Annotated in this window: 15 protein-coding genes and 2 tRNA genes; 9 read left to right on the forward strand and 8 right to left on the reverse strand. The window is 67.1% G+C overall.

The window, feature by feature from the left end; translation table 11 throughout:
- Positions 1–34: 34 nt before the first annotated feature.
- Positions 35–214, forward strand: a complete 180-nt coding sequence (locus HL653_RS00815; RefSeq protein ID WP_171742821.1) for a hypothetical protein — start codon at positions 35–37, stop codon at positions 212–214.
- Here HL653_RS00815 and HL653_RS00820 read toward each other — a convergent pair.
- Together HL653_RS00820 and HL653_RS00825 are read right to left on the reverse strand one after the other, a co-directional pair.
- The gene (locus tag HL653_RS00820) at positions 211–435 is read right to left on the reverse strand and encodes a hypothetical protein (RefSeq protein ID WP_171742822.1); all 225 of its coding nucleotides are present in this window, start codon (positions 433–435) and stop codon (positions 211–213) included. The genes HL653_RS00815 and HL653_RS00820 overlap by 4 nt on opposite strands.
- Before the next feature lie 176 nt (positions 436–611).
- A tRNA-Ser gene (locus HL653_RS00825) sits at positions 612–701 on the reverse strand.
- A gap of 121 nt (positions 702–822) precedes the next feature.
- Here HL653_RS00825 and hspQ point away from each other — a divergent pair.
- From hspQ to HL653_RS00840, 3 genes are all read left to right on the forward strand, one after another.
- Complete coding sequence (gene hspQ, locus HL653_RS00830) at positions 823–1,206, forward strand: heat shock protein HspQ (protein WP_253717419.1); 384 nt, start codon at positions 823–825, stop codon at positions 1,204–1,206.
- 38 nt (positions 1,207–1,244) lie between these two features.
- Positions 1,245–2,261 (forward strand): alpha/beta hydrolase, encoded by a 1,017-nt coding sequence (locus HL653_RS00835; RefSeq protein ID WP_171742823.1) that lies wholly within the window; start codon positions 1,245–1,247, stop codon positions 2,259–2,261.
- 165 nt (positions 2,262–2,426) lie between these two features.
- A complete protein-coding gene (locus tag HL653_RS00840) occupies positions 2,427–3,671 on the forward strand; it encodes a putative DNA modification/repair radical SAM protein (RefSeq protein WP_171742824.1) in 1,245 nt (414 codons plus the stop codon).
- A gap of 150 nt (positions 3,672–3,821) precedes the next feature.
- Here HL653_RS00840 and HL653_RS00845 read toward each other — a convergent pair whose 3' ends face one another.
- Complete coding sequence (locus tag HL653_RS00845; protein WP_171742825.1) at positions 3,822–4,943, reverse strand: NADH:flavin oxidoreductase; 1,122 nt, start codon at positions 4,941–4,943, stop codon at positions 3,822–3,824.
- 100 nt (positions 4,944–5,043) lie between these two features.
- Between HL653_RS00845 and HL653_RS00850 the strand changes: the two genes are divergently transcribed.
- From HL653_RS00850 to HL653_RS00860, 3 genes are read left to right on the forward strand one after another with little or no spacing between them, the layout of a single operon-like run.
- Positions 5,044–5,430 carry a helix-turn-helix domain-containing protein gene (locus HL653_RS00850; protein ID WP_171742826.1) on the forward strand — a complete coding sequence of 129 codons (387 nt, stop codon included), beginning with the start codon at positions 5,044–5,046 and terminating at the stop codon, positions 5,428–5,430.
- Between the two features lie 39 nt (positions 5,431–5,469).
- Positions 5,470–6,402, forward strand: a complete 933-nt coding sequence (locus HL653_RS00855; protein ID WP_171742827.1) for an ABC transporter ATP-binding protein — start codon at positions 5,470–5,472, stop codon at positions 6,400–6,402.
- Positions 6,399–7,160 (forward strand): ABC transporter permease, encoded by a 762-nt coding sequence (locus tag HL653_RS00860; protein ID WP_171742828.1) that lies wholly within the window; start codon positions 6,399–6,401, stop codon positions 7,158–7,160. Before HL653_RS00855 ends, HL653_RS00860 begins: the two co-directional genes overlap by 4 nt.
- A gap of 206 nt (positions 7,161–7,366) precedes the next feature.
- Here HL653_RS00860 and recN read toward each other — a convergent pair whose 3' ends face one another.
- The 4 genes from recN to HL653_RS00880 all read right to left on the reverse strand — a co-directional run bounded on the left by recN (position 7,367) and on the right by HL653_RS00880 (position 11,093).
- Positions 7,367–9,025, reverse strand: a complete 1,659-nt coding sequence (recN, locus tag HL653_RS00865) for a DNA repair protein RecN (RefSeq protein ID WP_171742829.1) — start codon at positions 9,023–9,025, stop codon at positions 7,367–7,369.
- 79 nt (positions 9,026–9,104) lie between these two features.
- Positions 9,105–9,899, reverse strand: coding sequence for an outer membrane protein assembly factor BamD (locus HL653_RS00870; protein ID WP_171742830.1), 795 nt, complete (start codon positions 9,897–9,899; stop codon positions 9,105–9,107).
- 67 nt (positions 9,900–9,966) lie between these two features.
- Positions 9,967–10,350, reverse strand: a complete 384-nt coding sequence (locus HL653_RS00875) for an Mth938-like domain-containing protein (protein WP_171742831.1) — start codon at positions 10,348–10,350, stop codon at positions 9,967–9,969.
- 182 nt (positions 10,351–10,532) lie between these two features.
- Complete coding sequence (locus HL653_RS00880; protein WP_171742832.1) at positions 10,533–11,093, reverse strand: hemerythrin domain-containing protein; 561 nt, start codon at positions 11,091–11,093, stop codon at positions 10,533–10,535.
- 224 nt (positions 11,094–11,317) lie between these two features.
- Between HL653_RS00880 and HL653_RS00885 the strand changes: the two genes are divergently transcribed.
- Positions 11,318–12,217 (forward strand): MarR family transcriptional regulator, encoded by a 900-nt coding sequence (locus tag HL653_RS00885; RefSeq protein WP_253717421.1) that lies wholly within the window; start codon positions 11,318–11,320, stop codon positions 12,215–12,217.
- Positions 12,218–12,523: 306 nt separating this feature from the next.
- Positions 12,524–12,599 (forward strand) — tRNA-Val (locus HL653_RS00890).
- 140 nt (positions 12,600–12,739) lie between these two features.
- On the opposite strand, the gene HL653_RS00895 is transcribed toward HL653_RS00890, so the two are convergent.
- The gene (locus HL653_RS00895; protein ID WP_171742833.1) at positions 12,740–13,120 is read right to left on the reverse strand and encodes an endonuclease domain-containing protein; all 381 of its coding nucleotides are present in this window, start codon (positions 13,118–13,120) and stop codon (positions 12,740–12,742) included.
- Positions 13,121–13,353 lie beyond the last annotated feature (233 nt).

Genomic DNA, 13,353 nt, shown 5'->3' on the forward strand with positions numbered 1-13,353 from the left:
GTCGTTTATGTCCTCCGCGTCATTGGGTGTCGATATGATGGTCGAGAAGGAAGCGTCGCGCGAACGGGAGCGCACAGCGCAGCATCTGCGGGCGCTGACCTCTGCCCTGAGGACCGCTTATTCCGCCGAACCACCCCCTTCGCGCTCCTTCAACGCCGACATGGCCAGCCTGCTGGATGCCATCGACAAGCGCGACAGGCTGGAACGCGACTAACGGGAAGACCGGACGGGCGATGCCCGCAGCGCCGCGGCGCCCACGACCATCTCTCTCAGTTCGCGTTCGAGGCGCGCCACCATGAGCTCCACGGCCATGGCCTCGTCCTGCGCGGCGCGTGCGTCATCCTCCGAGCCGAGCCCCTGGGCCACCTGGCGATGCCGCTCCGCGCGGCGGCGCAGGCGTTCAATCTCCTGTCGTCGGGCTGTCTGCTCCGCCATGATCGCAACTCCCACCGTTCCGGCCATATCGCATTAACCATGCGTTAGTTCCGGACCCGTGTTCGCCCGTGCATCATCAGGGACGAACCGCCGGGCGGATGCCGGTCGTCGACGCCACGCACGACAGCCTGCCGGCCGAACGCCCCACTGGTCGATAACTCAGAGGATGGAGAATGTGGCGGAGAGGGTGGGATTCGAACCCACGTTACGGTTCCCCGTAAACCGCATTTCGAGTGCGGCGCATTCGACCACTCTGCCACCTCTCCGCTAAGCGAGGTCATAGCCGCTGAAGAGCGACCAGGTCGTCGGAAGCGGCGCTCCTAGCGAAGCGTTGCCGGCTTGCCAAGGGCGCTTGCGCGGGTTCGCCGAAATCCTAAATAGGTGGACATGACGCTGTCCCATCGCACGCTTACCGGAACGACGGCCCCCCTGCCGATCATGCCCGCCATTTCCCATGCCCGCTTCGCGCTGGGCGACGTGGTGCGCCACCGGCTGTTCGGCTTTCGCGGCGTGATCTTCGATGTTGATCCCGTCTTCGCCAACAGCGAGGAATGGTATGCCTCGATCCCGGAAGAGGTGCGCCCGGTGAAGGACCAGCCCTTCTACCATCTGCTCGCCGAAAATGCCGAATCGAGCTATGTCGCTTATGTCAGCCAGCAGAATCTGGAGCCGGACGGCAGCGACGAGCCGATCGACCATCCGGCGATCAACGGCCTGTTCGAGCCGTTCACCGACGGCCGGTACGCGCTGCGCCGCGAACATCGCCACTAAGCGCCGTCGGCGCGGCCCCGTCGCCCTGTAAAACCTCGATGACCCGCACTCCCGCCATGGACGGCAGCACCGGCATCCGCATCGATCCGCGCTGGGTGCCCCATCCGGATTCGATCAGCGCGGAGGCGCGCGCGGCGCTGGCGCGGCAGGTGACGCATGAGGGGCTGCCGTTCAACGCGCTCTATCCCATGCCCGCGCCCGACGATCGCGTCGCCTGGGTGGCGCTGCAGGAACGGGTGGCGTTGCATTATGCGAGCGCCGGCGTGGCCACCGCCGCCACGTTGCGCGCCACGGCCGAGACGATCCGCATCGGCGAGGCGCCCGTCTATCGCGCCACGCCCGAGACGCTCTGGTCGGAGGAGTGCGCCTTCATCGATCTGCATGGCGGCGCCCTCGTCTTCGGCGGCGGCGAAGCCTGTCGGGATGCCGCGCGGCTGGCGGCCGATCGCCATGGGGTGGTCTGTTACGGCGTCGATTATCGGATGCCGCCCGAGCATCCCTATCCGGCGGCGCTGGACGATTGCCTGGCCGCCTATCGCCATGTGCTGGCGCATCATCGGCCGGAGAATGTGATCGTCGGCGGGCGATCGGCCGGGGGAAATCTCGCCGCCGCCCTGACGCTGCGCGCCCGAGACGAGGGGCTGCCCCTGCCCGCCGCGCTGGTGCTGCTGTCGCCCGAGGTGGACCTGACCGAATCGGGCGACAGCTTCGAAACCAACCGGATGGTGGACGTGGTGCTGCCCGGATCGCTGATGACGGCGAACCTGCTCTATGCGGGCGGCGCGGACCTGACCCATCCCTATCTCTCGCCCTTGTTCGGCAGCTTCGCGGAAGGCTTTCCGCCGACCTTTATCCAGAGCGGCACGCGCGACCTGTTCCTGTCGAGCGCCGTCCGCCTGCATCGCGCGCTGCGCCGGGCGAACGTCCCTGCCGACCTGCATCTGTTCGAAGCGATGCCGCATGGCGGCTTCGGCGATGCGCCCGAGGATCGGGAACTGGCGGACGAGATGATCCGCTTCGTCCGCGCGCATTGGGGCGTGGCGGGACGCGGTTGAAGCAGCGCGCTGAGCGTCGCTCCGAAACCGTTCGTGCTGAGCCTGTCGAAGCACCGTCCTTCTGCGGACCTCTTCAGAAAGAAAAGCAGCACTTCGACAAGCTCAGTGCGAACGGGAGGCAAGAGCCCCCTCGACCCCGGCAAATCAGGAACATATAACGAACGCATGGCGCAACTCGACACACGGCAGAAGCTCGCGATCCTGGCCGATGCCGCGAAATATGATGCGTCCTGCGCCTCCTCCGGCACGACCAAGCGTACGTCGCTCGACGGCAAGGGGCTGGGCTCCACCGAGGGGATGGGCATCTGCCATGCCTATGCGCCGGACGGGCGCTGCATCTCGCTGCTGAAGATCCTGCTGACCAACAGCTGCATCTTCGACTGCCATTATTGCATCAACCGGAAGAGTTCGAACGTCCGCCGCGCGCGCTTCACGGTGGAGGAGGTGGTGCAGCTCACGCTCGCTTTCTATCGGCGCAATTATATCGAGGGGCTGTTTCTCTCGTCCGGCATCATCCGCTCCTCCGATTATACGATGGAGCGGATCGTGGAGGTGGCGCGCTGCCTGCGCGAGGACCATGGCTTTCGCGGCTATATCCACCTGAAGACCATCCCCGATGCCGATCCGGAGCTGGTCCATGCGGCGGGCCTCTATGCCGATCGCCTGTCGATCAACGTGGAGCTGCCCACCTTGCCCGGCCTCGCGCGGTTGGCGCCCGAGAAATCGGCGGCACGGATCGAAGGGGCGATGGGCGATCTGAAGGGTGCGATCGAGGAGGGGCATGATGCGCGCAAACGCTTCCGCTCCGCGCCCAGATTCGCGCCCGCCGGCCAGTCGACCCAGATGATCGTCGGCGCGGACAGCGCCAACGATGGCGACATCATCGCCAGCGCCAGCGGGCTTTACGATCGCTTCGGCCTGCGGCGGGTCTATTATTCGGCGTTCAGCCCGATCCCGGACGCGAGCGCGATCCTGCCGCTCAAGCGCCCGCCGCTGATGCGCGAGCATCGCCTGTACCAGTCGGACTGGATGATGCGCTTCTACGGCTTCCAGCCCGCCGAGGTGGCGGCGGCGACCGATGCGACGGGGATGCTGCCGCTGGACATGGATCCGAAGCTCGCCTGGGCGCTGAAATTCCGCGCGGCCTTCCCGGTCGATGTCAACCGCGCGCCCAAGGAAGCGCTGCTGCGCGTGCCGGGGCTGGGCACGAAGGCGGTCGACGCGATCCTCTCGGCGCGCCGGCAGCGCCGACTGCGGCTGGAGGATGTGGCGCGGCTGACCGTCTCGATCGCGAAGATCCGCCCCTTCCTGATCGCCGCCGACTGGACGCCCGCGCGGATCGACGGGGCGGCCGATCTGGCGGCGCTGGTGAAACCGAAAGTGGAGCAGATGGAATTGTTCGCGGCGTGAGCGGTGGCCCTACGCCTAATTAAAACCCCGCCCTATCCTCCGTTCGTGCTGAGCTTGTCGAAGCACGTGCCTCAAGCGACATCGCCTGAAGCCCGCCCTTCGACTTCGCTCAGGACGAATGGGGGATGAGGGGGCGTTAGACGACCAGTCTCAGACCAACTCGCCCAGCGCCGACACTTCGAAGCCGCGCAGCCCCGCCGCATCGCCATCCCGCACCTTCGCCGCCCAATCCGGATTGCTGATCAGCGCGCGACCGATCGCGATCAGATCGAATTCGTCGCGCTCCATCCGCTCGATCAGCTGATCGATGCCCACGCTGGTCGAGCTTTCGCCGCCGAACGCCGCCATGAACTCGCCCGACAGGCCGACCGAGCCGACGCTGATCGTCGCCTTGCCGGTCAGCTTCTTGGCCCAGCCCGCGAAGTTCAGGCCCTTCTCGCCATCCACCGTGGGGAATTCGGGCTCCCAGAAGCGGCGCTGCGAGCAATGGAAGATATCCACCCCGGCATCGGCCAGCGGCTCCAGCCACGCCGCCATCTCGGCGGGCGTCTCGGCCAGACGCGCCGCATAATCCTGCTGCTTCCACTGGCTCAGGCGGATGATGATCGGGAAATCGGGTCCGACCTCCGCGCGCACCGCCGCCACCACGTCCGCCGCGAAGCGCGCGCGCTCGGCGATCGTGGAGCCGCCGTGGCGATCGTCGCGCAGGTTCGATCCGGCCCAGAAGAACTGATCGATCAGATAGCCGTGCGCGCCGTGCAGCTCGGCCACGTCGAAACCCAGCCGCTTCGCGTCGCCCGCCGCCTTGGCATAGGCCGCGACCGCATCGGCGATGTCGGAATCGCTCATCGCCACGCCACGCTCCACACCCGGCGCATCGAGGCCGGACGGGCTCTCGACGGGCGCATCGGGCGTCCAGTCGGTCTGGAAGCTCTTCACGGCGCCCGTATGCCAGATTTGCGGCCCCATCTTGCCGCCGGCCGCGTGCACCGCCTCGATCACGCTCTTCCAGCCCGTCAGCGCTTCCTCGCCGTGGAAGAACGGGATGCCCGGATGATTGCGCGAGGCGGGCCGATCGATCACCGTGCCCTCGGACAGGATCAGGCCCACGCCGCCCTCGGCCCGCTTCCGATAATAATCCGCCTGCGCCGCGCCGGGCACGCCGCCGGCCGCGAAGCCGCGCGTCATCGGCGCCATCACGATCCGGTTGGGCAAGGTCAACCCGCGCAGCGTGAACGGGCGGAACAGAATGTCGGCGGCGGCAGAGGACATGCGCGGAAGGCTCCGTTTGCGAACGATGCCGCTCAGGTATATATTGGAAACCTAGCGTCAATAAGGCACCTTCCGGTGCCCAAGTATCCTCCAGGAAACCATGCCCGGCTGCTCCGTTCCGCCCTGTGACCGCCAACGCTTCTCGGTCGAATGCCCCAGCCGCCTGCTGTTCGATCAGATTGCGGACAAATGGTCGATGATGGTGCTGACGGTGCTGGACGGCGGCCCGCTGCGCTTCAACGCGATCCGCCGCCATCTGGAGGGCATCACGCAGAAGGCGCTCACCCAGTGCCTGCGCCGGCTGGAGCGCAACGGGCTGCTGTCGCGCCGCGTGATCCCGGCTTCCCCGGTCGGCGTCGAATATGAGATCACGCCGCTCGGGCGCTCGCTGCAGCCGCCGTTCAAGGCGCTCTATCGCTGGACGCTGGATCATTTCGACGAGGTGGAGGCCGCGCGCCTGCGCTTCGACGATCAGCCGACCGCCTGAGCGCCCTCGCCTCTCCTTTCCTCCTCCCGCCGGATTCCCATGGACACCATTCTTTCGATCAGCGGCCTCGCCAAGAACTATAAGGGCGGCCATCAGGCGCTGAAGGGCGTCGATCTGGACATCAGGCGCGGCGAGATCTTCGCGCTGCTCGGGCCCAACGGCGCGGGCAAGACCACGTTGATCGGCGCGGTCTGCGGCCTCGTCCAGCCGACGGCGGGCGAGATCCGGATCGACGGCGAGGATGCGCGCGCCCACTGGCGCAAGGCCCGCGCGCGCATCGGCCTCGTCCCGCAGGAGTTGTCCACCGACATGTTCGAGCATGTCGAACATACCGTGGCCTTCTCGCGCGGCCTGTTCGGCAAGCCCCGCAATCCGGCGCTGATCGAGCGGATCCTGCGCTCGCTCTCCCTGTGGGAGAAGCGCGACGCCAAGATCATGCAGCTTTCGGGCGGCATGAAGCGGCGCGTGCTGATCGCCAAGGCGCTGAGCCACGAGCCCGACATCCTGTTTCTCGACGAGCCTTCGGCGGGCGTCGACGTCGAGCTGCGCCGCGAAATGTGGGCGATGATCGGGCAGCTGCGCGATCAGGGCGTCACCATCATCCTGACGACCCATTATATCGAGGAAGCCGAGGAGATGGCCGACCGGATCGGCATCATCCGCAAGGGCGAGATCATCCTGGTCGAGGAGAAGAAGGCGCTGCTCGCCGCTCTCGGCAAGACGCAGGCCGCGATCGGCCTGACCGACCCGCTCCCCGCCATTCCCGCCGGACTGGCCGACTGGCCCCTGACCCTTTCGGAAGACGGCCAGACGCTCACCTACACGATCAGCGCCGAGGAAGCCGATGCGCGCGGCCTCGCCCAACTGGTCAAACGGCTGGAGGCGGAGGGGATCGACTTCCGCACGCTGGATACGCGGAGATCCAGCCTGGAAGACATCTTCGTCGATCTGGTGGAAGGAGCGCGCGCATGAACCTCCCCGCGATCCGCGCCATCTATCTGTTCGAGCTGGCACGCACCTGGCGCACGCTCTTCCAGAGCATCTTCACGCCGGTGCTGACCACATCGCTCTATTTCGTCGTGTTCGGCTCGGCCATCGGCGGGCGGATGCACGAGGTGAACGGCGTGCCGTACGGCGCGTTCATCATCCCCGGCCTGATGCTGCTGACGATCCTGTCCGAAAGCATCTCCAACGCCAGCTTCGGCATCTATCTGCCGCGCTTCACGGGCACGATCTACGAGCTTTTGTCCGCCCCCGTCGGCGTGGCGGAGACGCTGATCGGCTATGTCGGCGCGGCCGCGACCAAATCGATCATCCTCTCGCTGATCATCCTCGCGACCGCGCGGGTATTCGTGCCCTATCATATCGTCCACCCCTTCTGGGCGGTGAGCTTCCTACTGCTGATCACCATCAGCTTCTGCCTGATGGGCTTCATCCTCGGCTGCTGGGCGGACGGCTTCGAGAAGCTGCAGATCGTGCCCCTGATGGTGGTGACGCCGCTCACCTTCCTCGGCGGCACCTTCTACTCGATCGACATGCTGCCGGAGCCGTGGCGCACGATCACCCTGTTCAATCCGATCGTCTATCTGGTGAACAGCTTCCGCTGGGCCTTCTACGACACGGCGGACGTGGACATCCGGCTGTCGGCGGCGCTGATCGTGGCGTTCCTGGCAATCTGCCTCGGCGTGATCGCCTATATCTTCAAGTCGGGCTGGCGGCTGCGGAGCTGATCCGAACCGCAACCTCACATACCCGACAACCCACCTATCCGTTCGTGCTGAGCCCTTCGACTGCCTGCCAAGGCAGGCGCTCAGGATAAACTTCAGCCCAAAGGCTGAAGTCGAAGCACGTGCTGCCAAGCGACATCGCTTGAAGCCCGTCCTTCGACAGGCTCAGGACGAACGGTGAGAGGGAGTGCGTGCCGGCCTGACGGCCCTCACGCCACCAGCAGGCGATCCGCCTGGGCGCGCGCTTCGTCCGTGATTTCCGCGCCCGAGAGCATCCGGGCGATCTCCTCGCGCCGTTCGGCCGCGCCCAGCACATGCACGCCGGTCCGCGCGACCAGCCCGTCCGAGCGTTTCTCGATCAGCCAGTGGCGATCGGCGCGTGCCGCCACCTGCGGGCTGTGCGTGACGACCATCAGCTGCGTCGTCTGCGCCAGCCGCGCGAGCCGCTCCCCGATCGCGCTGGCCACCGCCCCGCCGACGCCGCGATCCACCTCGTCGAAGATCATCGTGCCCGCCCCGCCTTCTTCGGCCAGCGCCACCTTCAGCGCGAGGATGAAGCGCGAGAGTTCGCCGCCGCTCGCGATCTTGATGAGCGGCGCGAAGGGCGCGCCCGGATTGGTCGCGATCTCGAATTCCACGCGGTCGCGCCCGGCAGCGCCCCACTGCGCCTCGGGGAGAGGCTCCACCACCGTGCGGAAGCGCGCGGCATCCAGCTTGAGCGGCGCCAGTTCGCCCGCCACCGCCGCATCCAGCCGCGCCGCCGCCGCCGTGCGCGCCGCCGTCAGCGCATCGGCCGCCGCCTCATACTCCTCGCGCGACAAACTGACTTCGCGCGCCAGCGCCGCGATGCCCGCGCCGCCCGCCTCGATCCGGTCCAGCCGACCGGACAATTCCTCCGTCAGCGCCGCCAGGTGATCCGGCTCCACGCGATGCTTGCGGGCGAGCGCGCGCAGATCGAACAGGCGCGTCTCGATCGCCTCCAGCCGGGCCGGATCGAAAGCGAACGCCTCGCCCGCCGCCGCCAGCCGATCCTCGGCCTCGCCCGCCTCCACCAGCGCGCGGTCCAGCGCCGCCAGCGCCTCGGCCAGCCTTTCATCCTCCGCCGCGATCCGGTCGAGCCGGCGCGTCGCCTGCCGCAGCTGCGCCAGCGCGCCGTCCGATCCGTCGAGATGCCCGCTCACGCCCGAAAGCTCTTCGGCCAGCCGCGCGCCCTTCTGCATGTCGGCCCGCGCCTCGGCGAGGCTCGCTTCCTCGCCGGGTTCGGGCGCGGCCTTGCGGAGTTCGGCCACCGCATGTTCCAGCCATTCGCGATCGCGCGCGGCGCTCTCCAGCTCGGCCTCCGCGTGGGCCAGCGCCTCCTCGCTCGCCTTCCAGCGCGCATGGGCCGATGCGACCGCGCCGGTCTGCGACCGGGCGAACGCATCCAGCAAAGCGCGATGGCCGCGCGCATTGAGCAGCCCGCGATCGTCATGCTGGCCGTGTATCTCGACGAGCGTGCCGCCCAGCGCGCGCAGCAATCCCGCAGACGCTGGCTGATCGTTGACGAACGCGCGGCTGCCGCCATCCGCGCGCAGCTGCCGCCGGATCACCAGAGGCTCGCCCGGCTCGCGCTCCAGCCCGCCTTCATCCAGGATGGCGAGCGCGGGATGATCGGCCGGCAGATCGAAGCTCGCCGCCACGCTCGCCTGCGCGGCGCCGTTGCGGACGAGGCCGGATTCCGCGCGCGCGCCGAGCGCCAGCCCGAGAGAATCCAGCAGGATCGATTTGCCCGCGCCCGTCTCGCCCGTCAGCGTGGCGAGCCCCGGCCCGAAATCGAGGTCCAAAGCCTCGATCAGCACGACATCGCGAATGGCGAGGCGGGTCAGCATCGCGCCCTCTCTACGGGAGGATCAGGCGGAACGGAAGGTGGACAAGATACATCCTCCCCCGAACGGAAAGGACGGGATCTTAACCCTTGCGCTGGCGCCGCTGGATCAGATCGTAGGCGTGCTTGTAATAATCCGTGCCCGGATAATTGGCGCCCAGCACGGCGGCCGACTTCTTCGCCTCGTCCACCACGCCCAGCGCGATATAGCTCTCCGTCAGGCGCATCAGCGCCTCGGGCGTGTGGCTGGAGCTCTGGAACTTGTCGATCACGGTGCGGAAGCGGATCACCGAGGCGAGCCACTCGCCACGCCGCTGATAGAAGCGGCCGATCTCCATTTCCTTGCCGGCCAGGTGATCGTTGATCAGATCGATCTTCAGACGCGCATCGGCCGCATATTTGCTGTCCGGATAGCGGCGGATCAGCTCGCCCATCGCATCCAGCGCCTGGCCGGTGATCTTCTGGTCGCGCGTGACGTCCGAGATCTGCTCGTAATAATCCACCGCGATCAGATAGAGCGCGTAAGGCGCGTCGCGATTGCCGGGGTGGATCGAGAGGAAGCGCTGCGCCGACTGGATCGATTCGGGATAACTGTGCGCGAGATAATAAGCGAAGGAGCTCATCAGCTCCGAACGGCGCGCCCAGACCGAATAGGGATGCTGGCGCTCCACCTCGTCGAACAGGGCCGCCGCCATGCGATACTGCTTCTTGTCCAGCGCATCGCGCGCCGCATTGTAGAGCGTGTCGACGTCACGCGCTACGTAGCGGTTGCTGTCCTGCCCTTTCTTCATGCCGCCGCGACCGGCGCAGCCGGCGAGCGACAGGGAGGAAAGGGCGATGCCGATGAGGGCGATGGTTCGGAGAGCGGAAACGCGCATGGCAGCGGGCCTTAGCGGAGCGATGGGGCTGCTGGAAGGGGCATGCGTCGGAGCGTGGTAACTCCCCTCATTCCCCCACGGGCATGAGCGCCGCCGCGATCGCACGGCCCTCGCCCCGCAGCAGGCCCCAGGTGCGGGCGGCCGCGCGGCTGTCCATCGGTTCGAGGAACAGGCCCTTCGCCTCCAGCGCAGCGGTGAGCGCGGGCGCCGGGCGCCGCAGGGTCGCGCCCGTGCCGAGCAGCACGAATTCGGGCAGCGGAAACAGAGCGAGCAGGAAGGCGAAATCCGCTTCCGTCAGCGCCTCCAGCGAGGCCACCGGCCAGTCGACCGCATTGTCGGGCGTCAGGATCAGCCCGCCCGGCACGATCCGGTCGGAGACGCGGAAGCCGCTGGGGCCGACGGCGGTGACGATGGGGCCGACGGCGGCGGGGGTCTTGTCCAGATTGGCCATGCGCCGCCTGTTAGGCGCGGGCGGTGGCGGGGGGAAGCCTCATGGCCGCACCGTCATCCCGCCGCGCGCGTCATCCCAGCGCAGGCTGGGATCTGGGGCTGGGACCTGGTCCGGCAAGGGGCTCCGCCTCAGGCGCTCCCAGCCTGCGCCGGGATGACGCGTCGGGGCGAGCACCTGCCGGCTCAAACCCGCGCGATCTCCTCCGCATCGGCTTCCTGCGTCGGGCCGAGATCGCCCGAGGCTTCCACCGTGCGATACAGCACCGCCTGTCGCGCCCGCAGCGTCAGGCCCACCGCATCGAGATCGATTTTGCCCGCCTTGTGCGCGGCCTTCATCTCCTCGAACAATTCCTCATCCTCCTCGTCGATATGGTGGATGGTCTGTTCGCCCAGCACATGGACCTTGCTCTTGTAGAGTTCCTCGGTGCCCTTGAGCTGCTGGATCTCCGCCGCCAGTTCCTTGCCGGCCGCATGTTCGACGATGCCCTCATCGACTTCGCTGCGCTCGCCCACCTGCTTGCCGGCGGGATAAAGGATCTCCTCCTCGATCGTCATATGCACGTCCAGCCGCAGGCAGATCTCGTCCGCCACATGCTTCAGCCGCGCACCGCTCGCCTCGTTCGCCTCGGTGAAGAGGTCGCGGAAGCGATGATGCTCCTCCTTCAGGATCGCGATCGCCAGCGGGTCGTCCTTGGCGATCCGGTGAAGGCCCTGATTGTTCCGAGCGGCATAATTCTCGGCCATCTCTTCGCTCCATCCCATTGATTTCGTGCAGAGCGCGTGGGCGCGTGACCCGGTTCCCCCGGCGGGAGAAAACTCCACAACGGACCAAACAGCCCGGAATGGCCCGGAATTTCATCCATATCCGAAATGGATTGATTGAACCTCCGATGATGGTTTCGTAGCGTCGATGCGGGGCAAGGCCGGGGACTTCATATCGTCCCGGCCAGGATTTCGGGGGCACTTTGATGGATCCGGGCGACAGCTATCGATCGACTCCGTCGATTCTGCTTTTCGCCGACAGCGCCGCGGGCTTCGCCGAGCAGGAGCGCACGATCCACCAGCTGGACGGGCGCATTGCCATGTCCGGCCCGATCGACACCGCGCTCGCCCGGATCGACGAGGCATGCGACATCGGCACGGTCGTCGTCGATGCCAGCGTGGACGTGCCGGAGTTGGATCGCCTGTTCGATCGGCTGGAGGCCGCCGCGCGCGAGGGGCGCTTCCGCAGCGTGCTGACCATCTCGCCCGATCTGATCGATCTGGCCGCCCGATTCTGCCCGCATCCGCATGTCGACACGCTCTGCCGCGACGGCGGGGCGGACGGCGTGGCCGCTCTGGCGGTGGCGCTCGCCGGGGCCCGGCGCATTCCCCAGCGCGCCGCAGAGGATGGGCCGATGCGCCTCAAGCAACTGAGCGAGGAAGTGGGGCGCATCGCCCGGACGCTAGCCGCGCTATCGGAGAATGACGAGAGGATGCCCGCGCTCCGCCCAATCCGGATCGGGGACGACGACGGCGCGGAGCCCAGTGCGGCGATGATCCGCGCCTGTATCCGCGCCCGGCGGATGCGCGAACTCTACTTCCCGGCCGATCTTTTCGCCGATCCCGCCTGGGACATGCTGCTGGATCTGATGGCGGCGCGGATCGAGGGGCGGCGCGTGGCCGTCTCCAGCCTGTGCATTGCCGGCGCCGTCCCCGCGACCACCGGGCTGCGCTGGATCAAGACGCTGACAGATGGCGGCCTCTTCCTGCGCGTCGCCGATCCGCGCGACGGGCGGCGCATCTTCATCGAGCTGTCCGAAGCGGCCGCGCGCGGGATGAGCGGCTATTTCCGGGCGCTCGACCGCGCCGGTCTGGCGGGAGTCTGATCATGCACGGAACCAGACCACGCTCGCCCGCACTCCCTCCGCACCCGCATTCATCGTCAAAGTCGATCTTAGTGAGGATATTAGCTCATTGGATCGATCATCGCGCACGCAGTAGCGATGCGTCATCACATGGGGATATGATGATGACGGACGGGACATATTCGGCGGTGGGTCTGGTTCGGGGCCTCCAGGTCAGCGCCTTCCTGTGGTGCGCGATCGCGATGCTGGCCTGCGCGCCCCGCTGGAGACGCGCGAACGGCAGGCCTTGAGCGCAGGCGACACTCCGTCTAGGAGCGCGCGTCCGGCGGTGGCTTAGCTCAGTTGGTAGAGCATCTCGTTTACACCGAGAGGGTCGGCGGTTCGAGCCCGTCAGCCACTACCAGCCGGTGAGAGGGAAGCGCGATGACACCGAGGTCCGCGCGTTACCCGCTTCCCATCAATTGGTCCGCAAATGGCCCGCATCGTCCCTGCCGAGCGAATGCTTCAACGCGGCAGGGCAACGGCTGCGGGTGGAGCGCGGACCTAGCCCCCCTCCCTGAAAGGGAGGGGTTGGGGGTGGGTGGACGCTCGCGAGACGGCCCGAAAGATCGTATCGACGACACCCTCAGTATGATCCCGCACGTCGTTGTTCCAGAAGCGCAGCACAGTCCAGCCATGCCTTTCCAGATGGGCGGTACGAGCAGCGTCTTCCTCGGTGCGGCTGGCATGCTGCCCGCCATCGAGTTCGATGGCGATCCGCGCGGATCGGCAGGCGAAATCGACAATGTATCGATCGATCGCCAACTGGCGGATGAAACGCGGCCGAGCTTGTCGCAAGACCGACCATAACAGCCTCTCCTCGAACGTCGCCTCGCGCCTGAGACGCCGAGCGCTGTCTGTCGTTTCGGGCGGTATGCGCTGCACCCGATCATCCTATCAGCGGCAGCACGAGCTTCCACCCACCCCCGGCCCCTCCCTTTCAGGGAGGGGAGAGGTGAACGTCCGCAACTGGGGTGAAAGCCGCCGTTGGCTATCCCGTCATCCCGGACTTGATCCGGGATTCCGCTTTTCTTTCATCCGGGGCTTAAGGAAGCGGGGCCCCGGATCAAGTCCGGGGTGACGGGGTACGTGTTCGAACGGGATACCCACCAAACGAG

Origin of the sequence: Sphingomonas sp. AP4-R1, assembly GCF_013113735.1 — a bacterium.
In the GTDB taxonomy this organism is placed as follows: Bacteria; Pseudomonadota; Alphaproteobacteria; order Sphingomonadales; family Sphingomonadaceae; genus Sphingomonas_I.

Excerpts from the sequence above, each read along its gene's own strand:
- HL653_RS00880 (WP_171742832.1), bottom strand. The coding sequence starts at position 11,093 with ATGGCCGAGAATTATGCCGCTCGGAACAATCAGGGCCTTCACCGGATC.
- recN (WP_171742829.1), bottom strand. The coding sequence starts at position 9,025 with ATGCTGACCCGCCTCGCCATTCGCGATGTCGTGCTGATCGAGGCTTTG.
- HL653_RS00860 (WP_171742828.1), top strand. The coding sequence starts at position 6,399 with ATGAACCTCCCCGCGATCCGCGCCATCTATCTGTTCGAGCTGGCACGC.
- hspQ (WP_253717419.1), top strand. The coding sequence starts at position 823 with ATGACGCTGTCCCATCGCACGCTTACCGGAACGACGGCCCCCCTGCCG.
- HL653_RS00835 (WP_171742823.1), top strand. The coding sequence starts at position 1,245 with ATGACCCGCACTCCCGCCATGGACGGCAGCACCGGCATCCGCATCGAT.
- HL653_RS00815 (WP_171742821.1), top strand. The coding sequence starts at position 35 with ATGATGGTCGAGAAGGAAGCGTCGCGCGAACGGGAGCGCACAGCGCAG.
- HL653_RS00845 (WP_171742825.1), bottom strand. The coding sequence starts at position 4,943 with ATGTCCTCTGCCGCCGCCGACATTCTGTTCCGCCCGTTCACGCTGCGC.
- HL653_RS00855 (WP_171742827.1), top strand. The coding sequence starts at position 5,470 with ATGGACACCATTCTTTCGATCAGCGGCCTCGCCAAGAACTATAAGGGC.
- HL653_RS00875 (WP_171742831.1), bottom strand. The coding sequence starts at position 10,350 with ATGGCCAATCTGGACAAGACCCCCGCCGCCGTCGGCCCCATCGTCACC.
- HL653_RS00870 (WP_171742830.1), bottom strand. The coding sequence starts at position 9,899 with ATGCGCGTTTCCGCTCTCCGAACCATCGCCCTCATCGGCATCGCCCTT.
- HL653_RS00850 (WP_171742826.1), top strand. The coding sequence starts at position 5,044 with ATGCCCGGCTGCTCCGTTCCGCCCTGTGACCGCCAACGCTTCTCGGTC.
- HL653_RS00820 (WP_171742822.1), bottom strand. The coding sequence starts at position 435 with ATGGCGGAGCAGACAGCCCGACGACAGGAGATTGAACGCCTGCGCCGC.
- HL653_RS00885 (WP_253717421.1), top strand. The coding sequence starts at position 11,318 with ATGGATCCGGGCGACAGCTATCGATCGACTCCGTCGATTCTGCTTTTC.
- HL653_RS00840 (WP_171742824.1), top strand. The coding sequence starts at position 2,427 with ATGGCGCAACTCGACACACGGCAGAAGCTCGCGATCCTGGCCGATGCC.